The following is a 23,312-nucleotide window of genomic DNA, read 5'->3' on the forward strand; positions in this document are numbered from 1 at the left end:
TGTGATAGGTCAGCGCTGGCCGAGTTCGTAGAACGTGACGCCGGCGTACCGCAGCGCGAGAATGAGCACCAGCGTCATCCCGATGAAGATAGTGGAGATGGCGGCGACTATCTCCAGGCTAGGTTCGTACATGTAGAGGTCGAACAGCTGGACCGGCACCACGACGGTGTCGGAGGTGTAGACCATGATGGGAATCGAGAGCAACTGGAAGATGTGGATGGCGAGGAAGAACCAGATGACGATGGTCGTGTTGCGAAACAGCGGCATGAAGACCTCTCGCATCTGGCGGAGCCAGGACGCGCCGGCGATGCGGGCGGACTCCTCCAGTTCCGAGTGGATCTGGACGATGTTCCCCAGGGCGATGCGCGAGGAGACGGGGATGAACACGATGACGCAGCCGACGATGATGATGGCGAGCGTCCCGTAGAGGTCGACGACGGGGTGGATCTTCCCGATCCAGAGGAAGCTAAAGAGCAGGCTGGCACCCATGACGACCCCGGGGACGGCAAGCGGCGTCAGCGACAGGAAGTCGACGAGGCCACGGAAGCGGGCCTTGGTCCGCTCGGTAAAGTACGCCAGCCCGACGACGAGGATGGTGCCGAGCGTCGCGCCGCCGACGGCGACGACAATGCTGTTGGCGAACGCGTCGCGCAACTGTGCATTCGACACCGCCTCGGCGTAGTTCGCCAGCGTGAGCGCCGTCAGGTCGACGGTCCCCTGCCAGTTCGGTGCCAGCGAGGACAGTACCATCACGACCACCGGCAGTATCCAGACGACGACGAGCACGACCCACAGGCCGATTGCGAGGGGCCACCGCCACCTCCCGAGGTTCCACGTCTGGGGGGTGTACCCCTGCCCGGTCAGCGTCATGAAGTCCTCCTTGCGCCGGGTGACCCGCCGGTAGTACCACACCAGCACGAGCGTCAGCAACAGGAGGCTACAGGCCAGCGCGGCCGCCTCGCCGTTTGCGGGTGGAAAGCGCGAGTTGATGGCCTTCCAGATTTCCGTCGAGTAGACGTCGAAGCCGTTGCGAGCGCCCAGAATCGCGACGATGGCGAACTCGCCGAGGCCGTACAGGAAGATGACGACCGCCCCGGAGAGGATGGCCGGCTTGATGAGCGGCAGCGTGATCGAGCGCAGCGTGGCCGGGATGCTCGCGCCGTAGACCCGGCTCACCTCCTCCAGTGCGGGGTCCATGTCCTGTAGCGCGGGTACGGCCAGGAGGTAGAACGTCGAGACGACGTTGATACCGACGACGAAGGCGATGCCCAGCGGACTGAAGATGTCGAAGGGGAGGCCGACGCCGAGTGTGTCCTGCAGCGCCGTCTCGATGACGCCGTTCTCCGGGCCGTAGGCGGTCACGTACATCATCGCGTAGATGTAGCCCGGAATCGCCTGCCCCGAGAGCAGGACGAGTTCCATCGTGCTCTTCGTGGGCAGGTTCGTGCGGACGAACAGCCAGGCGAAGGTCAGCCCGAACACCATGCCGGTGAGGGTCATACCGACGGCGATGACGAGGGAGTTCGAGAACAGGTCGAACACGTCGAAAAAGCCCTCCAGGTAGACGGCGACGAAGTTCCCGACGGTGAAGTGTGCCGAGAACTGGCCGGGAAAGCCCGACCAGAGGCTCGTCCATATCATGAACGCGAGCGGGACGACGGTCAGGACGACGATGGCGAGTGCCAGCGTTCCCAGCACGACCCGCTTGGTCGTGAGACCGTAGTCGCTGACGGTACCGAGGGCGTTCCTGACGCGCCCGAGAACGGCCTCTCTCGTACTCATCAGTCCGTCGGGTCGTACACCTGCAGGTGCTCCGGGCTGAACAGGAGGGTCAGTTTCTCACCACGGTCGAACCGGTAGCAGTTCTCCGTGTGGACGTTCAGTTCGAGGTCACGGTCGTCGAACTGGACGGTCACCTCGTAGCGCTCACCCAGCACCCCCTTCGCCACGACGGTGCCCGTCACCGCCATCCGGTCGCCGACGTCGTCCGCGCACCGCTCGATGGCGATGTCGCGCGGCCGGAGGAAACACACCACGTCGCCGTCGTCGATGTTCTCGGACGCGTACTCGGCGGCAGAAAGCGGGAAGTCGACCAGGCCGCTCCGGACGACTTTCGTCCCCTCGCTGTCGCGCTCGACGGTGCCCGCGAACTTGTTCGAGACGCCGATGAACTGCCGCGTGAACGGCGATTTCGGCTGCTCGTAGAGCTGGCGGGGGTTGCCACGCTCGACAATTTCGCCGTCGCTCATGACCAGTACTCTGTCCGCGAGGTAGAAGGCCTCCTCCTGGTCGTGAGTGACGTAGAGCATGCTGACGCCGATTTCGTGTTGCAGGCGCTGGAGCTCGTAGCGCATGTGCTTGCGGAGCTCCTTGTCGAGGTTGCTCAGGGGTTCGTCCAGCAACAGCAGGTCGGGGTCGTGGACGAGCGACCGGGCCAGGGCGGTCCGCTGTTGTTGCCCCCCGCTCAGGTCCGTCGCCGGCGAGTGTTTCAGGTCGGATATCTCCATCAGCTCCAGCATCTCGTCGACGCGGTCCTCGTACTCGCTGCGGGGGACGTCGTGCACGCCGTGTTTCAGCGGGAAGACGACGTTCTCGTAGACGCTCTTGTGGGGCCAGATGGCGTAGTTCTGGTAGACCATCCCCACGTCGCGCTTCTCCGGTGGCTTCTCGACGCCGTCGCCGAAGACCCGGTCGCCGTCGATGACGATGTCGCCGCCGTCCGGCGTCTCGACGCCGGCGATACAGCGCAGGGCGGTCGTCTTGCCACAGCCGCTCGGGCCCAGCAGTGCGACGATCTCGTCCGTTCCGACGCCCAGGTCGATAGCCGAGAGCTCGAACTCGCTCCCGAACTGCTTGCGGAGCCCCCGGACCTCCAGCTGGAGGTCGTCGTCGGCGTCCCGGGCAGGGGCCGTCGCTTCACCCGCCCTGGCTCCAGCCGACGCTCCGGCGGTCTCCGTCTCGGTGGCCGTCTGGGTGTCGGAACGGATGAAATTCATATGTCGAATGCTCCGTTGTCTTTGGCCGTCTGGCCCACGTCGGAGAACTTCGCCCCCTCGTAGAACCCGATGGGCGTGACGTCTGCGTTCAGCCGCTTCTTCATGAAGCGGTCGGGGTTATCGGAGGAGTAGTCGAGGTCCGTCCGAACTGGCGACTGGTCCTTGACGTCGGTGACGATGGCGCGCTGGACCGGCTCTTCGAGCATCGCGCTGATGAAGAAGCGCGCGACCCACGGGTTGGGCGCGTTCGCGTTGACGCCGAGGCCGCCCGAGAGGACGTCCATCTTGACGCCCGGCGGGAAGATGCCGCGGATGGGGTTGTCGCCGATGAACGGCTGGACGACCCACGGCCAGTTGTGAATCTGCATGGCGTAGTCGCCCTGGCCGACCGCCCGGATGCCGGAGGTGTAGGAACTCGTGCCGACGAACTCCAGGTGGTCCTTCAGTGCCGATATCCACTCCATCTCGCTCATGTCCGTCTCCGCGGCGTGGTGCTTGATGACCCAGCCGACCTCGCCGCTGACGACGTAGCCGGGGACGGCCATCGTCAGCCCCTCGTACTGGTCGTCGAAGAGGTCGTTGTAATCCGTGGGGTAGTCAAGCCCCTGCTCCTCGAAGATGTCCTCGTTGACCGGCAGCGAGAGGCCGGCACCGCCGTTGAACCCGGCGGCGAGGAACGGGAGCAGGCGGTCCTCGGACAGGACGTCCGTGAACCAGAAGTTCTTGTCCATGTCCCACTCGTAGTACTGCTTGGCGAGTTCGTGGGCCGCCTGTTTGTCCTCCTCCTTGGCCTTGAGCTTTATCTGGTCCCAGACGTCGCTCGCGACCGTCAGGATGTCACACTTGTGGTTGTCGGCCTGGTACTCCTGGAGGAACCGCTGTGAAACGTCGCCCCCGGTGCCGGCGAAGACGTTGCCCTTGATGCTGGTGCCGAACTCCGCGTTGACGACCTTGATGAGGTCGCGCCACTCCTGGGCGTCACCCGTGCCAGCGTAGATGGTCAGCGTCTCGTCGCCGTCGATGTAGTTCGCCAGGTCCTGCGTCTCCCACGGCGTGGAGGGTTCGCTGTCGCCTCCCGACGTCCCCGACGACCCGTCGCCGCCGTCGCCGCCGTCGCCACCAGAGCCACCGTCACCGCCATCGCTGCCGTCACCCGAACACCCTGCGAACGCCGCGACGGTTGCCGCCGCGCTGCTCGTGAGAAACGCCCGCCGCGAGGTGCTGTCCACTCCCTCGGCGCGACTCGTCTGCTCACTACTCCCCGTCCCTGACGACGATGGATTCTGCATATGGGATGATTCCCTCTCGCCCCTTTCAACGTTTCGGCAAATTCCCTTCTCTGATAATCCGAAATTAAGTATTGTAACGTGATAGTTATAAGTGGGGGAAGTATGCTAACGTGAAAACTTATGTTCCTGCAGCACAATGTGACAGACGATGCAAAGCCCATCGGAAAAGATACTCGACCCGGTCGTGTCGCCGCTGTTAATCGGGACGATTCACGACCAGCTCAGAGAGTACGACGGCAAGCGCGTCGGTGACCCTCGCCCGTGCCCGAACTGCGACTCGACCAACCTGCGCAAGAACGGCTACCAGCAGGCGGCGAAGACGTTCGCTCGCCTCGTCACGCGGAACGGCTTCGAGGAGGTGGGCCTCGAAGTCCAGCAGTACGAGTGCAAGGACTGCGGCCACTCGTTCCAGGGGGACCTCTCCGAGCACTTCTACGAGAACTGCGAGTACGCAAAGCCGATCGTCGACCTGTGCCGGTTTCACGCCGCAGACAACTCCTATCACGCCTGCGAGCGCATTCTCCAGCAGCGCTACGGTCTGCAGGTCGACCGCGACACCGTCAAGCGGTACGCGGAGCGACTGGAGGGCGAGCCGCTGCAGCGGGCGGACATCGCTGTCGGCGGCCGCAAGATATCGCTCCCCTTCCTGGCCTTCGTCTTCGGCGAGAACCTGGAGGACAGCCCGCACTTCGTGCTCACGGGCCACCGGGCGCTGTGGTGAGCGCGCCGGGACTTACTCTGCTGTCACCTCGAACGCGAAGTGGATGCCCGGCAGCGGCCGGAGCGGGTGGTTGTCGATGTACGACAGGTGCGGTCTGTTCTCCAGTTTGAAGTCTTCGACGCGCGTGTCGTTGAACGTCGGAATCAGGTCGATGAAGTGCAGCCCAGGCTGGCCTCCGGCCTTCAGCCGGAAGTGGACGAGACTGCCGTCCTCGTCGCTGTCGGTCCGGTTGTGGCTGCAGACGTACCCCGAGAGGGAGTTGTCGTAGAGGACGCAGTAGTTGTTCTCGTAGCGCGCCCACCCCAGCCCCGCGACCTTGACGTCGATTTCCGTGCCCACCGGCCCCGAGGTCGGCGAGATATCGACGATTTCGGGCTGGAGTACGAAGGCAGTCGTGGCGACCGACCGCCCGTCGACCTCCGCGGCGATGGGTCGCGTCTCCCCGATGTCCCTGGGTATCGTCACGTCGACCTGGAAGGAACCGGCGGCGTCCGTCTCCACAGTCGGCAACACGTCGAGCCGGGGTTCGGCGGTGACCGTGTCGTGCATGAACCGGTGACCGGCGTGGGTGTGCCAGACGAGGTCGACCTCGGTGTTCGGCGGGAACCCCTCCCCCGTGACGATGGCGTCGGTCCCCGACTGGCCCGACGTCGGCGAGACGGACAGCGACGCCCCGGTGTCCTCGTCGGGGTCGACGAGGTGTTCCTCGATGGGGTGCTCCTCCAGCAGCGGGTCCATCCACGCGGTTTCGGGCCGCTCGTCGGGTTCGGTCACCTCGACCGTCCACGACGTCGTGCGGTCGTCGGTCATCTCGCCCAGCGGCGACTGGGTGTAGTTCTGGAGGTACGGCATCCCCTCGGGACTGCGCCATATCTGGACGGCGTGCTCGCCCGGCGGCCCGACGGCGCGGATTTCTGCCGTCGCCGTCCCCCGGTTCAACACGCCCGTCAGGAAGCCGACGTAGCTGTTGTTCCAGGTGACCTGGTAGTTGTTGGTGACCCGGTCGGGACCGAGGCCGTAGGCGGTGAGCCGGAACGCCTCGCCAAGCGGTGCCGTCGTCCGGTCGAGTTCGAAGTGGGGCTCGACGAGGTACTCCGACGACGCCAGCGTGGTGCCGCCCCTGGTCTGGACCTCGACGACGTGCTCGCCGCCGTAGTCCTCGTGGACCTGCCAGGTCTCATCGAAGGCCCCGTCCTCGTCGGTGTCGACTGAGAGGATGGTCTCGGTCCGCGGTTCGTAGACGGGGTCCATGACCTCGTTGGCCTGGACGAGCCCCCACCGTCCCGTCGACGTGTGCCAGACGACGTTGAGGCGCTCCCCGGCGGGGAGGTCCCGCCCCGCCAGCGTCACCTCGTCGCCGACGAAGCCCGTCCCCTCACTGAGTTCCAGGGTGCCGGGCTGGCTCGCCTGTTCGCTTTTGTGCTCTTCGAGTCTGTCCTGTAGCTCCCGTGATATCCCGCCGTCGTCCATGGCCGGGACTGGTTGACACGGTCGTTTAGTCTTTTCCGTTGCCACACCGTGGCGGGCGAGTCCGTCGGCGGCGTCCTCACTCGGTGGCCTGCCCGTCGATTTTCTCCCTGACGTTCTCGAAGTACGTCTCGACGTTGGAGCGGATGACCCGGGAGGCCAGGCGCGCGCCGACGGAGGCCACGCCGCCCGTCATCGTGAGGTCGGCGCGGTAGGCCAGTTCGACCGTCCCGTCGTCGGTCTCGTTCATCTCCATGGCGGAGACGACGTCGAAGGTGCTGCCGGTGGAGTCGTCGTATGCGGTTCCGTCGGCGAGAATCCAGTCCGGTTCGTTCAGTTCGACGAGTTCGACGTCACCGTCGAGGGTCACGGTGAACGGCCCGATTCCCTGGACGATTTCGAACGCGTACTCCCGCTGGGAGCGCCGCTCGACGTCCTCTGCACCGGGGACGCAGTCGACCAGCTGGACGGGGTCCGAGACGAACTCCCAGGCGTCCGCCTTGGTCGTGGCGAGCTCCACGGTGTCCTCGAAGCCCAGCTGCGTCGCGTCCCCGTCTCCGTCCGCTGTCTCCTCGGCACCCATACACGACTGCCACCCGACCGACCGGGATAAGTGCTGTGCCCGGCGACCACCCGACCCGCTCGCCCGGTGATGTCGACACCTACTTTGAGACCCCGGTCGAACCCCGCGGTAACGGGATATGACTGCACACCACACATACCCGCGGACCGGCGGACACGGGTCCGCGGACGCGGAGGGGCGAGGATGGCGGACGACGGCCTGAGCCACCGCGCCGTCGGTCGGGACGCGCCGCGACCCGACAGCCGCAGGAAGGTCCGCGGGACGGCGCGCTACGGGACCGACCTCGACCGCGAAGACGCGCTTCACGCCGGTGTCCTCCGCGCCGAGGCACCGCACGCCGAGGTCGCGTCGGTCGACACGACTGCCGCGACCGCCATCGAGGACGTCGCCGCTGCGGTGACGCGGATGGACCTGCCCGGCGGCTTCGACGACCGCGTCCGTCACTACGGCGACGTCGTCGCCGCCGTCGCTGCCGAGAGCAAAGAGGCGGTGGAGGCCGCCCTCGACGCCATCGAATACGAACTCGACCCGCTGGCGTCGGTCCACGACGCCCGCGAGAGCGTCCGGGAGGGTGCGCCCGTCGTCCAGGACGACCCCGAGTTCGGACAGCCCGACCGCCATCCGGTCGGCGTCGACAACCCCGAATACGTCCAGAACGTCGACGACTACCACAGGCTGGAGGTAGGCGACGTCGAGGCCGGTTTCGCGGCCGCCGACCACGTCCACGAGGCCTCCTACCGGACGCCGCGCGTGACCCACTGCAACCTCGACCGGCACTGCTGTATCGCCGAGTGGGACGGCGACACGCTCGAAGTCACCGCGACGCTGGGGAACCGCGGAAGTGCCGAGCGAACGCTCGAAAAGCTGTTCGGCGACTGCGAGGTCACGGTCGCGCAGCCGCCGGACTCGGGGTCGAGTTTCGGCGGGCGGTCGCTGGCGAAGCTCACGCTCGAACCCGTCGCGGCCACGCTCGCCAGGGAGACGGGCCGCCCGGTCCGGCTCGCCTTCGACCGGGAGGCGGAGTTCTCCGCCGCGGAGTCGCGCCACGAGACGTACATCGACCTGAAGGCGGGTGCGACAGACGACGGCCGGCTCACGACGCTGACCGTCGACGTGGTCACCGACACCGGGCCGTACCCCAACGGCGTGGGCCACATCGTCTTAAAGAGCTGTCGGGACCGGCCCATCGACCTCTACGACCTGGAGCACTACCGCTACGAGGGCGTCGCGGCGTTCACGAACAACCCGCCTGCGGGGGAGTACCGCGGCATCGGCGTGACGCAAATCGTCTGGGCGCTGGAGTCCCACCTGGACGAACTCGCGCGAAAAGCCGGCTTCGACCCGGTCGCGTTCCGCGCGGAGAACTGGGTCGCGGAGGGGTACGAGCGCCCCCACACCGGCGACCCGATTACGAGCTGTGGCCTCGCCGAGTGTTTCGACCGCGGCCGCGAAACCTTCGCCGACCTCCGGAGCGAGGACGAGACGGACAGCGTCGTCCACGGCGTGGGAGTCGCCGCGGGCGGGCAGATAACGACACCGGGGTCCGACAAGAACACGGACTACACCGAAGCCAGACTCCGTATAGAACCCGACGGCTCGCTGACTGTCCACACCGGCGCTATCGACGTCGGTCAGGGGGCGCTGACCGTCCTCGGACAGATGGCCGCGGAGGAGACAGGCATCCCGCTCGACCGGATTACCGTCAGCGGCTACGACCCCGACGACGCCGTCGCGGACAAGTACGGTTCCATCGCCAACCGGACGACGTACCTCGTCGGGAAGGCGGTGGCGGAAGCCGCGGCCGACCTCGCCGAGCAGGTCCGGTCCCGCGCCGCGGACCGGTTGGGGGCGCAGTCGGCTGACCTGACGGTCGAAGACGGCCAAGTCGTGGCCCCCGACGGGGAGACCGTCGCCGTCGAGACGCTGCTCGACGAGGCCATCGAGGGGACGGCCCGCACAGAGACCAACACCGCGCCAATCGGCTACGGCGTCCACTTCGCCGAGGTTGCCGTCGATACGGACACCGGGAAGGTCGACGTCACGGCGTTCGTCGCCGCCCAGGACGTGGGCTTTGCCATCCATCCGACGCTCGTGGAGGGCCAACTGGAGGGGGCCGTCCAGCACGGCATCGAGTTCGCCACGCTCTCGGAACTGGAACTCGACGACGGCGTGCCGACCAATCCGACGTTCGCAGACTACCCGGTCAGCCTCGCGACGGAGATGCCCGACCGGCTGGCCTGCGAAATCGTCGAATCCAACGAGGCGTCGGGGCCGTACGGCGCGAAGGGCGTGGGGACGCCGTCGCTGCCTCCCGTCGCGCCAGCCATCACGAACGCCATCCGGGACGCGGTCGGCGTCCGCTTTACCGACGCCCCGGTGCGCGACGAAGACGTCTTCTTCGTGCTCCAGGAGGCCGAGCCATGACCGCCGCAGCGGGTGAGAGGGCGTACCACCGGCCGGAGACCGTCGCGGAGGCCTGTCGCAATCTCGCCGACGCGGAGGGCCAAACGATGGTCGTCGCCGGCGGCCAGACGGTGATGCTCATGCTGCGGGAGGGTATCGTCGACCCCGACGCGCTGGTGGACGTCAGCGCGATTCCGGCGCTGGGGGGCGTCTCCGTCGACGACGGCACCGCGACGTTCGGCGCCACGACGACGTACGCCGACCTGGCTGCCCACGACCTGAGCGAACGGGTCACTATGTTCGAGGACGCCTGCGCCGTCGTCGGAGACCGCCAGATTCGTAACGCGGGGACCCTCGCCGGCGCGGTCTGCTACGGCGTCGCCGCGCTCGATATCCTCTCGGTTCTGCTCTGTCTGGACGCGACGCTCGCCATCGAGAGCGCCGACGGCCACCGCACGCAGGCGCTGGACGACTTCCTGCGGGGCGACGGGGAGACGGACCTCGGCCGGGCAGAACTGGTGACGGGTATCGACGTCACGCTCCCGCCGTCGGACGCGGGGTCGGCCTACATCAAACACTCGTCGGTCGAGGCGGGATGGCCGACGGTCGGCGTGGCCGCGACCGTGACCGTCGACGACGGGGAGTTCACCGACGTGAGCGTGGGCCTCACGGCCGTCGCGGACCGGCCGATTCGCGCGCCGTCCGTCGAGGACGCGCTCGACGGTGCGGCGGTGAGTGAGGACGCACTCGCGACTGCCGCCGGGGCAGCGAGCGAGGACATCGACCCCAGCGACGACCGCGGCGGGTCGGCACGCTACAAGCGCGCCCTGACGCCGACGCTCGTCGAGCGGACGCTCGAAACCGCTACGCGCCGCGCGGGAGGTGCGCTATGAACGTCACCTTCGACCTCGACGGGACGGAGACGACGGTCGACGTCCCGCCGGAAAAGCCATTGCGTGACGTGCTCAGGGAGGACTGCGACGCGAAAAGCGTCAAGGACGCCTGCGACAGCGGCCGCTGTGGTTCCTGTACGGTCCTGCTGGACGGGACGGCGGTGAAGACGTGTCTGGTGCCGGCCGCGCAGGCCGACGGGCAGTCGGTGACGACCGTCGCGGGAATCGAGGACGGGACGCTCGGCCGGGAGGTCCAGGACGCCCTGGAGGAGCACTTCGCACTGCAGTGTGGCTACTGCACGCCGGGGTTCGTACTCTCGGCGCTCTCGTACCTGGACGACGACCCCTCCGCCGACCGGGAGGACGTCCGGTCGGCACTGGGCGGGAACGTCTGTCGCTGCACGGGATACGAGAAGATAATCGACGCGGTCGCGGACGTCGCCGCGGACCTGGAGTAGCTGTCAGTCCTCGGCCTGGTACTTCTCGCGGAGGTCCTCGGGAAGGCCCTCGATGACCTCGTCGCCGGGGAACCGGCGCAGGTCGTCGCTGCTCAACTCGGCGTAGTACCGCGATTTCGTGTGGGTGTCGCCCTCGTCCCAGTCGCTGCCCAGGTACGCCAGGATGTCGTTGTCCAGCGAGAGCAGACGGCCGTCCATGCCGTCCTTCGCGACGTAGGCCGCCTCGACCTGGCCGAAGTAGTACGTGCAGTTCTCGAACTCGAAGGAGTCCATCACCGAGCACTCGATGTTCCCGACGGCGTTTTTCAGCAGCGGGACGTCGATTTCCGAGCCGGGGACAGTCTCCAGGCCCAGGTGCTCTATCTTGTCCAGTTCGCGGTTGCTGACCATCCCCGACAGCGTGAGCGCCTCTATCATCTCCGAGGAGGGCGCGGCGAGGACGAACTCTTTGCTCTCCTCGATGATCTCGTGGGTGTAATCGCCGTGGCTGACCGCGAGCATGTAGCGGAACGGGTTGTACCCGGCGAGCATCCACCACGACGCGGTCATGACGTTCGGTCCCTTGTTCTCGCTGTTGCTGACGACCAGAGCCACCACCTTCGGTTTGAAGATTGCCTTCGACTCCATCTCGGAGAGCTCATCGAACACGTCTGACGGGTCTTCCGACGACATACCCCCCCGTTCTCACCCAGGAACCAAAACGTTACCATTCCGCGTCGGCCCGTCGTCGTGTGATGAGTACGTGATTTGCGCGGTCCTCGCGGGGGGCACGGGCAAGATATATCTACGATTAATTAATACCCTGACCCATGGAGGAGAACCCTAACCCCTCGTCCGACCTCGGAGCGCCGCCGGGTACGGCAGACAGCGACAGCGAGTTGACGCTGAGCGACGAGGAGGGCTACGTCGGGGACACGCTAACCATCTCGGGCCGGAACCTCGAACCGGGCCGGGAGTACGAAATCGTCTGGCACTCCAGCGAGGGCCGGTGGGGTATCGTCGAGGGCAACGAGGTCATCGGACCGCAGTTCAAGCCCCGGCAGGAGGGTATCGCGACGGTCGAGGCAGACGACTCCGGGGCCTTCGACGAGGAGTGGACGGTCCAGGAGGACTACGGCGGTCCCCACACCGTCCAGATCATGACCCAGAGCGGCCGGGCGCTCGACCAGGCGACGTACCACATCACGCCGTGGTTCGAACTCGACCGGACCGAAGCCCCGCTGGGTGACTTCTTCACCGTCACGGGCTACGGCCTGGGCCCCAGGGCCACCAAGAACAACTACCAGGTCACCTGGGACAACGGCTACGTCGGCTTCATGACCGGCGTCCTGAAACACGGCACGGCGATGGCCCGCATCCGCGCCGTCGGGCCGCCGGGCGAGCACACGCTCCAGGTCTGGCGCAACTACCAGGGCATCCCGTACCTCTCGAACAACACGCAGTCGCCGTTCGGCCCGGTCGCCGGCGGTCGCACGTCGGCCTGGACGGTCGAGGTGACCGAACCTGAGGAGCCACCGGAGATCGCGTGGACGGAGGACGTCTACGACGAGAGTCCCATCGACCTGCACTACCCGGACCTCGACGAGGACACCGAGGCCGAACTGGAGATTACGCCCCAGTCCGGCCCGCCGGGGACGAGCACGTTCATCACCGGGGAGAACTTCCCGCCCAACGAGGAGGTCGACCTCATTTGGTACAGACACGTCGGCGCGGGTATCCGGGGTCCCGACATCCTCCCGGAGCCCCGGCCCGACGTGTTGCCGACAGCGACCACCGACGACAACGGACGCTTCCAGGTGGAGGTCGAGATTCCAACGACGCAGGGCTCGACGCGACCCATCGTCGCCGAGGTGGACGGCAAGTCCGTCGCCGTCACGGGGTTCATGGTCAAACCGAAAATCGAGACGTTCGAGCCGAGAAGCGGTCCCGTCGGCACCGAAATCGAAATCGAACTCTCCGGCGTCGGCTGGACGAGCTACGAGAACTCCCCGTACTTCATCTACGACAACAAGGCCTTCGGCTACGCCGCGGAGTCGGCCGACGCCGAGAGCGACACCGTCAGAATCGTCATCCGGGCGTCGGGCGAACCGGGCTGGCACTTCATCGACGTCGTCCCCTCCATCACCGCGATGAAGGAGGACGAACCGGAGTTCGAGCGCAAGCCCCACCTCTCCTATCTCCACAACCACCCGATGCGCGTGCTCCCCGGGATGCACATGGCCTTCGAGATAACCGAGGAGTAGCGCCGTCCGCGCCCTCTCAGGAGGGTCCTATCGTGTCAGTCACGACGTCGACAGTCGCGTACTCGTCGGGGTAGACGATACGCGCCCGCTGGTCCTGGACCTGGTCGACAACCGACAGCGAGTTTTCGTTCTCTCCCGCGTCGTCGAAGGAGATGGGTGGCATCGCCATGATATGGTCCTCGACGGTGAGCGACTGCAGCGCCCCGTTCAGCGCGTCCGCGTCGGTGCTCGCGGCCTGCTCGGCCGCGGCAATCATCACCTCCGCCGTCGTGAAGGCCATCGCGACGTTGTCCACCATCGGGGCGGTGTCGTAGGTGTTCATGAACCGCTGGTTCACCTGCTGGGCGCGCTCCTTGCTCGGGTCTATCTTGTACCCCGAGGCGAGCGCCCCGTTGATGACCTCGCCCATCTGCTGGAAGTTGTCCGTGGTCATCCCGCCGCTGCCGAGGGCGGCGAAGATGTCCGGCCAGTAGCCCTGGTCCTGCATCGAGCCGACCAGTTCGAGCATCTGGTTCGAGAACACCGTCGGGACGAGCACGTCGGGGTCGGCCTGACGGAACCGTGTGACCTGCGTGTCGGCCGTCTCGCCGAAGCCGATGGTTGCCGTGGCGGTAATCTCGATGTTCGTATCCTCGAACGCGCGCTTGAGGCCGTCGCGGATTGCCTGCCCGTAGCTGGTGTCGACGTAGAACAGGCCGGCCGTCTGAACGTCGAGGTCGGCCTGGTCGGCGACCGACTGCAGTCCCGCGACGCTGTCGCTCGCCATGTCCCAGGAGTTCGAGTGGGGGCGGTAGACGTACTCCATGTCCCGCGCCTGGAGCAGTGAGGCGGCGACGGAGACGTCGATGACGAACGGGACGCCCTGCGACTCGGCGACCTGGGTCGCGGCGTTGGTCACCGGCGAGGAGTAGGTCCCGGTCAGGATGTCCGCGCCCTGGTCGATGAGTTCGCGGGTCACCTCGCCGGCCAGCGCGGGGTCGTTCTTGTGGTCGCCCTTGATGACCCTGACCTCCGCGCCGTCCAGCGACTCGACGCCGCCGTTCTCGTTCGCCATCTCGGCGGCCAGTTCGACGGCGTTGTGCAACCGTGTCCCCACGTAGGACGTGCTGCCGGTGAACGGGTGGACCGAGCCGATGACCACCTCGTCGGGGCTGCCGGCCGTCCCGGTCCCGGTACTGCCGCTCCCGCCGTCGCCGCTCCCGCCGTCGCCGTCCGTGCCCCCGTCCCCGGCGCACCCGCCCAGCGACGCCAGCGCGACGGCTGCCCCGGTCGCGAGGAACGACCGCCTGCTTCGACCCGCGCCCCGGGCTCTCCTTTCGGTCTCTACTCGCTCTCGACCGCCGTTGTCTCCCATGTCCCGCCCTACCCGGACACCCACTAATGAAGTTATCATTTCGTTTCCGACAGCACGGGGCAGTAATTATGGATGCTAACGTGAATGTTTGTTCTGTCCTACACGTCGACCCGCCGGGACGCGACGAACCCACGGAGTGCTGGTGGCTGGCGTCCCCGGGTCAGCCTCTCAGCAGCACATATATACCACACGGCCTGTCTACACACTTACATGGGAAACGACGCGAACGAGGAGACCCGACGGAGCACACACGGCGCGCCGGGTGGCGAGGGCGGACGTCCGGGTGACGTCGTCCTCAGCCACAGTGAGGGCTACGTCGGGGACACGATTACCGTACAGGGGCGGAACTTCCCGGCCGATGAGGAGTTCGAGGTGCTCTGGCACTCGGTCGACGGCCACTGGGGCGTCCTGGAGCAACACGAAATCGTCGGCCCGCAGTACCGCCACCGCGTGGACACCATCGCGGCTGTCGAGACCGACGCCTCGGGGGCCTTCGACCGGGAGTGGACGATACCGGAGGACTTCGGCGGCCGGCACCGCATCGAGGTGCGGGACGCGGAGGGCGAGACCGTCGACGACGCCGAGTTCGACGTCATCGCTTGGTTCGACGTCGAGGAGCAGGTCGCACCGCTCGGCGGTTCCTTCCTCCTCCGCGGGTACGGCATCAGTCCGGACGTGATGGCGACGAACTACCAGGTCGCCTGGGACAACAGCACCGTCGGGTTCGTGACCGGCGTGAACAACCGCGGGACGGCGACGGCGGAAATCCGTGCGGCCGGGCCGCCGGGCAAGCACATGATCAAGGTCTGGCACGGTCACCGGGGCGTCCCCTACCTCATCCGTGACACGCAGTCGCCGTTTCGCGCCGTGGCCGGTGACCGACAGACCTCGTGGACCGTCGAGGTGACCGAACCTGACGAACCGCCGGAGACGGCCTGGATGGACCCGCTGTTCGACGAGCAGCCCATCCCCGCACACTACCCGTACCTCGACGAGGACACCGAGGCCGAACTGGAGATTTCGCCGACGAGCGGCCAGGCCGGGACCAGCGCCATCATCACCGGGACCGGCTTCCCCGCCAACGCCGAGGTCGACCTCATCTGGTACCGCCACGAGGGTCACAACTCACAGGGCTACTCATCGCCGCCGGACCCCGACATCACGCCGGTGGGCAAGCCCGACGTGTTGCCGACGGTCACCGCCGACAGCGACGGCTCCTTCCAGGTGGACGTGACGATTCCGCAGGATATCGGCGCGTCCCGACCAATCACGGCCGCCGTGGAGGGCCGGGAGGTCGCGGTGACCGGCTTCGTGATGCAGCCCACCATCGAGACCTACGGCCCGACGAGCGGGCCCTTCGGGACCGAAATCGAAATCGAGCTGTCGGGGCTGGGCTGGACGAACTACGAGAACGCGGCCTATTTCGTCTACGACAACCATCCACTGGGGTACCTCTGTGGCACCGGCGGTGACGACGACACCGGCATCGTCAACCCGGTGATTCGCGCGACCGGCGAACCGGGCTGGCACTTCATCGACGTCTACCCCTCGCTGTTCAAGGTCAAGGAGGACATGCCGGATTTCGAACTACTGCCGCATCTCTCCTATCTCGACAACCATCCGGTCCGGCCGCTCCCGGCGTTTCACTTCGCCTTCGAACTCACAGACGAGTAGTCGCCGGCGTCGACCGGACCCCGGCGCGTCTCCCCCCGCTCGATTCACTCCGCGCCGTCGTCCCGAACCCGCTCGCGGACGTTCTCGAAGTAGGTGTCGACGTCGCGCTGGACGATGGGCCGGATGATCCGCTTGCTGATCGAGGCGACGCCGCCCGAGAAGGACACCTCCGCCTTGTAGGTCAGCGCCACCGTCCCGTCGTCGGTCTCGGTCATCTCCATCGCGGTCAGGATGTCGAAGTCGCTGCCGGTCTTCGAGTCGAACGCGCTGCCCGTGGTCACGATGTAGTCCGGCGGGTTCATCTCGACGAACTCCGCCTCCCCGGACAGCGAGACGGTCAGGCTGCTCACGCCCCGCGTGATGTCGATGGTGTACTTCTGCTCGGAGACGCGCTCGATGGACTCCGCCCCGGGGACACACTCGGTCAGGACCGCCGGGTCCGAGATGACCTCCCACAGGTCCTCCTTGGTGGTGTCCAGTTCGACGGTATCGGCGAATTCGAGGTATTTGCCGTCGTCGTCCTCCGCCGGTTGCGTCTGGTCGTCCGGCTGGCTCATACTTGAACGAACAAAGGGCGTGGGGAAAAACTATCCGGAAGCGGTCAACCGCTCAGTTGCTGCTGCTCGGGACTTCGATGATGGTGAACTGGTCCGACGCGACACCGGTGTCGAAGCGGCCCTTGCTCTGGTCGGAGATCTGGACCTCGTAGCCGTACGTGCCGGGGTCGAGGTTCTCCGTCTCCAGCGTGCCGAACCAGCGCGGCAGCCCGTTCTCGTCGTCGAGTGCTGCGGTCCACTCCAGCGCCACGTCGTCGAACGCGTCGTCGGTCGAGGTGACCGTCACGGAGTCGAGGCCGCCGCTGACCTCGCTCCCCTCGTCCTCGACAGCTTCCCCGGTGTTGGGGTTGACGAGGCCGTCCGCGCCGACCATGTTGCCGGAGGTGCTGTCGTAGATACTGACGACGAAGGTGACGTCCATCTCCGTGCTGAACTCCCGCTCGGGGGCACAGGCACCGACGAAGCCGTTGGTGTAGTCGGGGGCCGGGTGGCCGTTCCACCGGGTCTCCGTGTCCACGACGTAGTTCGTCGGGTCGTCGTACTCGACGACCTCGATGGAGTCGGAGAGGACGCCGACGTTCTGGAAGCTCGCGTCGCCGTTGGATACTTCCACCGTGAACGGAAGCCCGCCCGGTTCGATGTCTTCGGGAACCTGCCAGCTACCGACCCAGTCTTCGCCGTCGGCGCTGCTCGCCCAGCTGTAGTCGCTGTTCCAGCTCAGGTCGACCGTACCCTGCCCTTCGACGTTCACCGACACGCCGCTGAGGCTGTCGGGGCCCAGACGGTCGCCCGTCTCGGGGTCGTAGACACCGACCATGAACACCGCCGTCATGCCCGGCACGAACACGTTCGTAGCCGCGCACGAGGAGATGAACGAGACCGAACCCGGGACGCCGCCGCCCGCGATGGTCTCGGCCGTCACGACGAAGTTCTCCGGCTGCTGGCTCGGCGTTTCGGTCGCCGTCTCGGTTGCCGTCTCGGTTGCGGTGGCCGTGTCGGTCGGTGCCTCGGTGTCCGTGCCGTCGCCGCCGTCGCCCGGACAGCCCGCGAGGACCGTCGCCCAGGCCGCCGTCCCTGATGCGAGCAACCGCCGCCGCGTCGTGCCGCTGTCGCCTGATTCTTCTGGAAGTTCGTCCGGTGCTGCCGGTTCCCCGCTGGAACCCGTCTTGTCACTTCTATGGCTCATGTTCCTGTGATACGTCTCGCGCCCACCTAATAAATTCTGCGTTTAGTTCATCAGCGCTGAGACATCCCGACACTGACCCTCCACTCCCAACCGTGACCCGGCCCCTGTTCGATGGAGTCTGGATAGCTAACGACAAACACTCTTAAGTACGATGGGGCTGGAACATACCGCTATATGGGCCACGACAATTCCGACGACACTTCCAGTCAGCGCTCCGGCCAGCGGGGCGACGTCTCGCGGCGTCGTCTCATCTCCACCGGCGCGGCCGCGTGGGCGACGGTGAGCCTCGCGGGGTGCAACTACATCACGGACCCCGGCACACCCAGCGGTAGCGGCGGCAGCGGTGGTAGCGGCGGAAGCGGCGGAAGCGGCGGCGACAGTGGCGGCAGCGGTGGCGACACCGGCGGGAGCGGGACCGGCGGTACCGGCGGCAACACGACCGTCACAAACGAGACGAGCACGACGGACGACACCGCCACGGCCGACGGCACCTCGACCGGCACGCCGTGTGAGAGCAGCCGGCAGTTCCACCCCGGCATGGAGATCGGCCTCAACGTCAACGTCTTCGACAGCGACACCGGCGAGTTCCTCGGCGCGGACGAGGTGGACTCCATCACCGTCGAGTTCCCCAACGCCGACTACGGCCCGCTGGAGATGTCCTGGCGCGGCGACCACGAGGAGTTCTCCGAGGAGGGCTGGGGCGCGAAAATCGAGACCGACGAGGACATCGAACCCGGCACCTACCGCTACGAGGTCAAGGTCGACGCCGGCGAGGACTCGGACGTCATCACCGACCAGTTCACCATCCTCTGAGACCGAGGCAGACGACACCGGCGGCCGGGACGGCTCTCTGCCTTCTCTATCTGTGATGAAACCCCGCTCGACCGCCGAGTCTCCCCGCTGTAGGCACTGATTAGCTCGAAGACACCCCAATCATTCATTTGGGTGGAGTACAACTGGTAGGGTGAGCATGGCATACGACTCTCAGTCACAGACTCACACGGGTCCGTCGGGTGACCCCGACGCTAACTACGACCATCAGGGTGACGGGCAGAACCGACCGGACCTCGTCGCCGCGCTCGAAGCGCGGGTCGAGGGCGAGGTGCGCTTCGACAAGTACACACGGGAACTGTTCGCGACAGATGCCAGCGCGTACGAGGAGCTCCCGATTGGCGTGGTCTCGCCGGTCTCGACCGACGACGTCGCCGCGGTCATGGAGTACTGTGCCGACAACGAGATTCCGGTGCTCCCGCGGGGTGGCGGGACGAGCCTCGCCGGCCAGGCCGTCAACGAGGCGGTCGTCCTCGACTTCAAGCGCCACATGAGCGAGATGCTCGACGTCGACCCCGACGCGGAGACGGCCCGTGCGGAGGGGGGCATCACCATCGCGGAACTCAACCGCAATCTCGAACCGCACGGGCTGAAGTTCGCGCCGGACCCGGCGTGGGGCGACAAGAGCGTCCTCGCGGGTGCCATCGGGAACAACACCACGGGCGCGCACTCGCTGAAGTACGGGAAGACCGACGCCTACATCGAGGAGTGCGAGGTCGTGCTCTCGGACGGGACCGTGACGACGTTCGGGTGGGTAGACGTCGAGGACCTCCACGACAAGGCGACGGAGGCCCGCGACGAGGGCTCGCAAATCGAGGCCCAGATATACGCCGAGGTCGGCCGACTCCTCCACGAGGACGCCGACGAGATAGCGGAGCGATACCCCGACATGAAACGCAACGTCTCGGGGTACAACCTGGACATGCTCGTCGACGAGGCCCGCGAGCGCGGCGAGGTCAACCTCGGGCGGCTGATGGCCGGCAGCGAGGGCACGCTCGCCATCGTCACCGAGGCCACCGTCTCGCTGGAACCCATCCCCAACGAGACGGCCATCGTGATGCTGACCTACGACGGCGTGTTGCCCGCGATGCGCGACGTCGCGCCCATCCTCGACCACGACCCCTCTGCGGTCGAGGTGATGGACGAGGTGTTCCTGGACCTGGCTCGCGACAACCCGCAGTTCTCGGACCTCGTGGCGACGCTCCCCGAGGGAACCGAGTCGACGCTGCTGGTCGAGTTCTACGCGGACACGCCCGAGGAGGGCAAACAGAAGATCGCAAACCTGCTCGCGGACCGCCTGCCGGACTACCAGGCCGAACTCGACCCCGACGACGACGCCGGGGACGTGACCGACGTGGAGATTCAGGCCGTCGACGCGCTGGAGGCGTACGACGACGACCGGCAGGCGAAGTTCTGGAAGATGCGCAAGGCGGGGCTGCCGATTCTGCTCTCGAACACCGGCGACGACAAGCACTGGCCCTTCGTCGAGGACACCGCCGTCCCGCCGGAGAACCTGCCGGAGTACATCTCGGACCTGCAGGACCTCTTCGACGAGTACGACACCTTCGCGGCGTACTACGCTCACGCCGGTCCGGGCGTGTTGCACATCCGGCCGCTGTTGAACCTCAAGGCCGAGGACGGCGTCGACCAGATGTACGAGATATCCGACGCCATGACTGACCTCGTCGTCGAATACGGCGGGTCCATCTCGGGCGAGCACGGGGACGGCCGCGCGCGCACCCAGTGGAACAAGAAGCTCTACGGCGAGGACCTGTGGAACGCCTTCCGGGACCTCAAGTCGGCGTTCGACCCCGACTGGCTGCTCAACCCGGGCAACGTCTGTGGCGACCACGACGCGACGAAGAACCTCCGGTACGACTCCTCGTACACCTTCGACGCCGACTTCGAACCCGTGCTCAACTGGGAGAACGAGAACGGCTTCCAGGGCATGGTCGAACTCTGCCACGGCTGTGCAGGCTGTACGGGATACCAGGAGACCACCGGTGGCGTGATGTGTCCGACCTACCGCGCGGCCGAGGAGGAGATTACCAGCACGCGTGGGCGTGCGAACATGCTGCGCCACGCGATGAACGGTGACCTGCCGGACGAGATGTTCACAGACGAGTTCGTCCACGAGGTACTGGGGCTGTGCATCGGGTGCAAGGGGTGCAAGAACGACTGTCCGAGCGGGGTCGACATGGCCAAGGTCAAAGCCGAGGTGGTCCACGAGTACCACCAGCGCGAGGGGCTGAAACTCCGCGACCGGCTGTTCGCCAACGTCGACCAGGTACTCTCGCTGGGCAGCACCTTCGCGCCCCTGTCGAACTGGGGGATGAAGGTCCCCGGTGTGGACTGGCTGATGGAGAAGACGGTCGGCATCGCCAGCGACCGGGACTTCCCTGCCTTCCACCGCAACACCTTCCGGAAGTGGTGGCGCTCCCGCGGCGGTGCGCAGGTGCCCCAGTCCGAGGCCGAACGGAAGGCCCTGCTCATCGCTGACCCCTACACGGACTACAGCCACCCCTACGTCGGCCGAGCGGCCGTCGAGGTGCTGGAGGCCGCGGGCATCCACATCAAGGTGCCCGACGAGGTGACCGACAGCGGCCGCCCGGCCTTCTCGAAGAGCATGCTCGACCACGCCCGCTCGACGGCAGAGGACAACGTCGAGGCGCTCGCGCCCTACGTCGCGGAGGGCTGGGACATCGTCTCGGTCGAACCCTCGGACGCGGTGATGTACCAGCTCGACTACCTCGACATGCTCTCGGGGTCGGACGTCGAGGCCGTCGCCGAGAAGGCGTACGGCGTCCTCGAGTACATGGACCAGTACCGCCTCGACGAGAACATCGACTTCGACGCCCCGCCCGAGTCGCTGGCGTACCACGGCCACTGCCAGCAGAAGGCCACGCGGAAGGACCACCACGCCGTCGGCATCCTGCGGCGGGCGGGCTACGAGGTCGACGCGCTGGACTCGGGCTGTTGTGGCATGGCCGGCAGCTTCGGGTACGAGGAGGAACACTACTCGATGAGCAAGGCCATCGGCTCGATTCTGTACGACCAGGTCGACGAGTCACCGACCGACCAGGTGGTCGCACCCGGTGCCTCCTGTCGCTCACAGCTCGCGGATTACCGGGAGCAACACGGCGAGGAGCCGCCCCACCCAATCGAGAAAGTCGCCGACGCGCTCTGACCGGGCGCGAACTCTCCGAACCGACTGTTCCTGACGCCCGCTCGCTGCCGTTTCCTGCCCGCTTTGCCCCCTCGCAGACGCGTCGCTGTCGGCCGCTGCCGCCCGGACGGGCAGTGGCCGGTCAGATGACGCGGTCTTCGAGGTAGTCGAGGTGTTTCGCGTTGTAGACTATCTTCACGTGGTCTGAGGCCGGCGTCCCCACGCAGGTGAGACGGACGTTTTTCTCCTCGACCTCGTCGTCGCTGAGAATCTGTTGCATGTCCATCTCGACGTCGCCCGCGACGACGATGGCCGCGCAGTTCGCGCAGGCACCGGCCCGGCACGAGAACGGCCAGTCGTAGCCCTGCGCCTCGGCCGCTTCCAGGATGTACTCGCCCTCCGTGACGTCGAAGGTGCCGTGCTCCTCCTCGCCGAGGTCGGCGTCTGCCGCCGCGTCGAACGTGCCCTCGTCGTAGAGGTCCCAGTCGTTGTCGTCCACCACTTCGTAGTCGAGGTATTCTACTGTCGCCATCGGGGTACCATTGAGAGAAGAGCGTAATAAATATTGGTGCGTGTTAACCCGGAACAGTCCGTCTACCGCCCGAACACCGCACCGACCCCGGCGCAGTCGAGCGCTCGAACGGCCCCCTGGCAGTGGACCGACTCCGGGGCGTCACTCCCTCACGACCCGGAAACTGTTACTTACCCCACAAGCAAGAACTAAACATACCATCCACGTAACACGCTACTGTATGCTTCAACTCGAACCGGTGACATTCGAGTCCCCAGCCAGCAAGCGTGTCTACAAACACGTCGAACAGAACGGTCCACACGACGCCGCGGACGTCCAGCGCGCGGTCGGCCTCGCGGACGACGAGTTCGAGACGGCAGTCGACTCGCTGACCGCGGCGGGGTACCTCGAACGACGGGGTGACGCGCTCGGGCTCGCGCTCGACCTGGGCGGCAGCGAGACCTTCGAGACCAAGGACTTCACCTACGCCGTCCGACCCGCGACCGACGAGGACTTCGACGCACTCGTCGACACCGTCGAGGAGATCGCGGGGAAGAAGACCTACGTCGTCGCGGAGGAACTCGCGGCGGAGATGCGCTACGACGAGACGGTGTTCCGGCACAACACCGTCAGGGCCCGCCTGTTCTTCGTAGCGACGGCCGACGACGAAATCGTCGGGTGGTGCCACCTCGACCTCCCGCTGACGGAGAAACTCCGGCCGACGGCGCAGTTGACCGTCGGCGTCCGCGATGCCTACCGCGGCTACGGCGTCGGGTCGGCGCTGCTGGACCGGGCACTCGACTGGGCGGCCGGCCACGACTACCTGAAGGTGTACAACAACGTCGCGCGGACGAACATGCAGGCGGTCTCGTTCCTGGAGCGCCGCGGCTGGGAGCGGGAGGGTGTCCGAGAGGACCACTACACCATCGGCCACAAGGAGGTCGACCAGGTGATGATGGCCTACACGCTCTGAGCGCGCG

Annotated in this window: 19 protein-coding genes; 9 read left to right on the plus strand and 10 right to left on the minus strand. The window is 66.5% G+C overall.

Features of this window, described 5'->3' with window-relative positions; genetic code table 11:
• Positions 1 to 9 precede the first annotated feature (9 nt).
• The 3 genes from WDJ57_RS18960 to WDJ57_RS18970 are packed head-to-tail and all read right to left on the minus strand — an operon-like array spanning position 10 to position 4,285.
• Entirely contained in the window at positions 10 to 1,782 is a 1,773-nt protein-coding gene (locus tag WDJ57_RS18960; protein ID WP_338902538.1) for an ABC transporter permease, read from the minus strand.
• Positions 1,782 to 2,996 carry an ABC transporter ATP-binding protein gene (locus tag WDJ57_RS18965; protein ID WP_338902539.1) on the minus strand — a complete coding sequence of 405 codons (1,215 nt, stop codon included), beginning with the start codon at positions 2,994 to 2,996 and terminating at the stop codon, positions 1,782 to 1,784. Before WDJ57_RS18965 ends, WDJ57_RS18960 begins: the two co-directional genes overlap by 1 nt.
• Complete coding sequence (locus tag WDJ57_RS18970) at positions 2,993 to 4,285, minus strand: extracellular solute-binding protein (RefSeq protein ID WP_338902540.1); 1,293 nt, start codon at positions 4,283 to 4,285, stop codon at positions 2,993 to 2,995. The genes WDJ57_RS18965 and WDJ57_RS18970 overlap by 4 nt, the downstream gene beginning before the upstream one ends.
• A gap of 148 nt (positions 4,286 to 4,433) precedes the next feature.
• On the opposite strand from WDJ57_RS18970, the gene WDJ57_RS18975 reads away from it, so the two are divergent.
• Complete coding sequence (locus tag WDJ57_RS18975) at positions 4,434 to 5,006, plus strand: hypothetical protein (protein WP_338902541.1); 573 nt, start codon at positions 4,434 to 4,436, stop codon at positions 5,004 to 5,006.
• Positions 5,007 to 5,018: 12 nt separating this feature from the next.
• Here WDJ57_RS18975 and WDJ57_RS18980 read toward each other — a convergent pair whose 3' ends face one another.
• Both WDJ57_RS18980 and WDJ57_RS18985 read right to left on the minus strand, forming a co-directional pair.
• Entirely contained in the window at positions 5,019 to 6,476 is a 1,458-nt protein-coding gene (locus tag WDJ57_RS18980; protein WP_338902543.1) for a hypothetical protein, read from the minus strand.
• Positions 6,477 to 6,552: 76 nt separating this feature from the next.
• Complete coding sequence (locus tag WDJ57_RS18985) at positions 6,553 to 7,056, minus strand: CoxG family protein (protein WP_338902544.1); 504 nt, start codon at positions 7,054 to 7,056, stop codon at positions 6,553 to 6,555.
• 183 nt (positions 7,057 to 7,239) lie between these two features.
• Between WDJ57_RS18985 and WDJ57_RS18990 the strand changes: the two genes are divergently transcribed.
• The 3 genes from WDJ57_RS18990 to WDJ57_RS19000 are packed head-to-tail and all read left to right on the plus strand — an operon-like array spanning position 7,240 to position 10,810.
• Entirely contained in the window at positions 7,240 to 9,480 is a 2,241-nt protein-coding gene (locus WDJ57_RS18990) for a xanthine dehydrogenase family protein molybdopterin-binding subunit (protein WP_338902545.1), read from the plus strand.
• Positions 9,477 to 10,352: an FAD binding domain-containing protein gene (locus WDJ57_RS18995; protein ID WP_338902546.1), complete on the plus strand. Its 876-nt coding sequence runs from the start codon at positions 9,477 to 9,479 to the stop codon at positions 10,350 to 10,352. Before WDJ57_RS18990 ends, WDJ57_RS18995 begins: the two co-directional genes overlap by 4 nt.
• On the plus strand, positions 10,349 to 10,810 hold the full coding sequence (locus tag WDJ57_RS19000; protein WP_338902548.1) for a (2Fe-2S)-binding protein: 462 nt from the start codon (positions 10,349 to 10,351) through the stop codon (positions 10,808 to 10,810). The genes WDJ57_RS18995 and WDJ57_RS19000 overlap by 4 nt, the downstream gene beginning before the upstream one ends.
• Positions 10,811 to 10,813: 3 nt before the next feature.
• On the opposite strand, the gene WDJ57_RS19005 is transcribed toward WDJ57_RS19000, so the two are convergent.
• Positions 10,814 to 11,482 (minus strand): flavin reductase family protein, encoded by a 669-nt coding sequence (locus tag WDJ57_RS19005; protein WP_338902549.1) that lies wholly within the window; start codon positions 11,480 to 11,482, stop codon positions 10,814 to 10,816.
• A 137-nt stretch (positions 11,483 to 11,619) separates the two neighbouring features.
• On the opposite strand from WDJ57_RS19005, the gene WDJ57_RS19010 reads away from it, so the two are divergent.
• The gene (locus tag WDJ57_RS19010; RefSeq protein ID WP_338902550.1) at positions 11,620 to 13,053 is read left to right on the plus strand and encodes a hypothetical protein; all 1,434 of its coding nucleotides are present in this window, start codon (positions 11,620 to 11,622) and stop codon (positions 13,051 to 13,053) included.
• 16 nt (positions 13,054 to 13,069) lie between these two features.
• Here the strand turns inward: WDJ57_RS19010 and WDJ57_RS19015 are convergent, their stop codons facing one another.
• Complete coding sequence (locus WDJ57_RS19015) at positions 13,070 to 14,407, minus strand: ABC transporter substrate-binding protein (RefSeq protein WP_338902552.1); 1,338 nt, start codon at positions 14,405 to 14,407, stop codon at positions 13,070 to 13,072.
• Positions 14,408 to 14,617: 210 nt separating this feature from the next.
• On the opposite strand from WDJ57_RS19015, the gene WDJ57_RS19020 reads away from it, so the two are divergent.
• Positions 14,618 to 16,081 carry a hypothetical protein gene (locus tag WDJ57_RS19020; protein WP_338902554.1) on the plus strand — a complete coding sequence of 488 codons (1,464 nt, stop codon included), beginning with the start codon at positions 14,618 to 14,620 and terminating at the stop codon, positions 16,079 to 16,081.
• A gap of 44 nt (positions 16,082 to 16,125) precedes the next feature.
• Here WDJ57_RS19020 and WDJ57_RS19025 read toward each other — a convergent pair whose 3' ends face one another.
• Together WDJ57_RS19025 and WDJ57_RS19030 are read right to left on the minus strand one after the other, a co-directional pair.
• Positions 16,126 to 16,638: a CoxG family protein gene (locus WDJ57_RS19025; protein WP_338902555.1), complete on the minus strand. Its 513-nt coding sequence runs from the start codon at positions 16,636 to 16,638 to the stop codon at positions 16,126 to 16,128.
• 52 nt (positions 16,639 to 16,690) lie between these two features.
• A complete protein-coding gene (locus WDJ57_RS19030) occupies positions 16,691 to 17,824 on the minus strand; it encodes a hypothetical protein (protein WP_338902556.1) in 1,134 nt (377 codons plus the stop codon).
• A gap of 174 nt (positions 17,825 to 17,998) precedes the next feature.
• On the opposite strand from WDJ57_RS19030, the gene WDJ57_RS19035 reads away from it, so the two are divergent.
• Both WDJ57_RS19035 and WDJ57_RS19040 read left to right on the plus strand, forming a co-directional pair.
• On the plus strand, positions 17,999 to 18,637 hold the full coding sequence (locus WDJ57_RS19035) for a hypothetical protein (protein ID WP_338902558.1): 639 nt from the start codon (positions 17,999 to 18,001) through the stop codon (positions 18,635 to 18,637).
• A 157-nt stretch (positions 18,638 to 18,794) separates the two neighbouring features.
• Positions 18,795 to 21,842 (plus strand): FAD-binding and (Fe-S)-binding domain-containing protein, encoded by a 3,048-nt coding sequence (locus tag WDJ57_RS19040; RefSeq protein ID WP_338902559.1) that lies wholly within the window; start codon positions 18,795 to 18,797, stop codon positions 21,840 to 21,842.
• A gap of 121 nt (positions 21,843 to 21,963) precedes the next feature.
• Here WDJ57_RS19040 and fer read toward each other — a convergent pair whose 3' ends face one another.
• A complete protein-coding gene (gene fer, locus WDJ57_RS19045) occupies positions 21,964 to 22,353 on the minus strand; it encodes a ferredoxin Fer (protein WP_338902560.1) in 390 nt (129 codons plus the stop codon).
• Positions 22,354 to 22,573: 220 nt separating this feature from the next.
• Here fer and WDJ57_RS19050 point away from each other — a divergent pair, with 220 nt between their 5' ends.
• Positions 22,574 to 23,305, plus strand: coding sequence for a GNAT family N-acetyltransferase (locus WDJ57_RS19050; RefSeq protein ID WP_338902561.1), 732 nt, complete (start codon positions 22,574 to 22,576; stop codon positions 23,303 to 23,305).
• The last annotated feature ends 7 nt before the right edge of the window (positions 23,306 to 23,312 follow it).

The organism is Salinibaculum sp. SYNS191, from assembly GCF_037338445.1.
Taxonomy (GTDB): Archaea; Halobacteriota; Halobacteria; order Halobacteriales; family Haloarculaceae; genus Salinibaculum; species Salinibaculum marinum.

Coding starts and splice junctions, on each gene's coding strand:
- WDJ57_RS19040 (WP_338902559.1), top strand. CDS start 18,795: ATGGCATACGACTCTCAGTCACAGACTCACACGGGTCCGTCGGGTGAC.
- WDJ57_RS18980 (WP_338902543.1), bottom strand. CDS start 6,476: ATGGACGACGGCGGGATATCACGGGAGCTACAGGACAGACTCGAAGAG.
- WDJ57_RS19025 (WP_338902555.1), bottom strand. CDS start 16,638: ATGAGCCAGCCGGACGACCAGACGCAACCGGCGGAGGACGACGACGGC.
- WDJ57_RS18995 (WP_338902546.1), top strand. CDS start 9,477: ATGACCGCCGCAGCGGGTGAGAGGGCGTACCACCGGCCGGAGACCGTC.
- WDJ57_RS19050 (WP_338902561.1), top strand. CDS start 22,574: ATGCTTCAACTCGAACCGGTGACATTCGAGTCCCCAGCCAGCAAGCGT.
- fer (WP_338902560.1), bottom strand. CDS start 22,353: ATGGCGACAGTAGAATACCTCGACTACGAAGTGGTGGACGACAACGAC.
- WDJ57_RS19020 (WP_338902554.1), top strand. CDS start 14,618: ATGGGAAACGACGCGAACGAGGAGACCCGACGGAGCACACACGGCGCG.
- WDJ57_RS19035 (WP_338902558.1), top strand. CDS start 17,999: ATGGGCCACGACAATTCCGACGACACTTCCAGTCAGCGCTCCGGCCAG.
- WDJ57_RS19010 (WP_338902550.1), top strand. CDS start 11,620: ATGGAGGAGAACCCTAACCCCTCGTCCGACCTCGGAGCGCCGCCGGGT.
- WDJ57_RS18960 (WP_338902538.1), bottom strand. CDS start 1,782: ATGAGTACGAGAGAGGCCGTTCTCGGGCGCGTCAGGAACGCCCTCGGT.
- WDJ57_RS18965 (WP_338902539.1), bottom strand. CDS start 2,996: ATGAATTTCATCCGTTCCGACACCCAGACGGCCACCGAGACGGAGACC.
- WDJ57_RS18985 (WP_338902544.1), bottom strand. CDS start 7,056: ATGGGTGCCGAGGAGACAGCGGACGGAGACGGGGACGCGACGCAGCTG.
- WDJ57_RS19015 (WP_338902552.1), bottom strand. CDS start 14,407: ATGGGAGACAACGGCGGTCGAGAGCGAGTAGAGACCGAAAGGAGAGCC.
- WDJ57_RS18990 (WP_338902545.1), top strand. CDS start 7,240: ATGGCGGACGACGGCCTGAGCCACCGCGCCGTCGGTCGGGACGCGCCG.
- WDJ57_RS18970 (WP_338902540.1), bottom strand. CDS start 4,285: ATGCAGAATCCATCGTCGTCAGGGACGGGGAGTAGTGAGCAGACGAGT.
- WDJ57_RS19030 (WP_338902556.1), bottom strand. CDS start 17,824: ATGAGCCATAGAAGTGACAAGACGGGTTCCAGCGGGGAACCGGCAGCA.
- WDJ57_RS19000 (WP_338902548.1), top strand. CDS start 10,349: ATGAACGTCACCTTCGACCTCGACGGGACGGAGACGACGGTCGACGTC.
- WDJ57_RS18975 (WP_338902541.1), top strand. CDS start 4,434: ATGCAAAGCCCATCGGAAAAGATACTCGACCCGGTCGTGTCGCCGCTG.
- WDJ57_RS19005 (WP_338902549.1), bottom strand. CDS start 11,482: ATGTCGTCGGAAGACCCGTCAGACGTGTTCGATGAGCTCTCCGAGATG.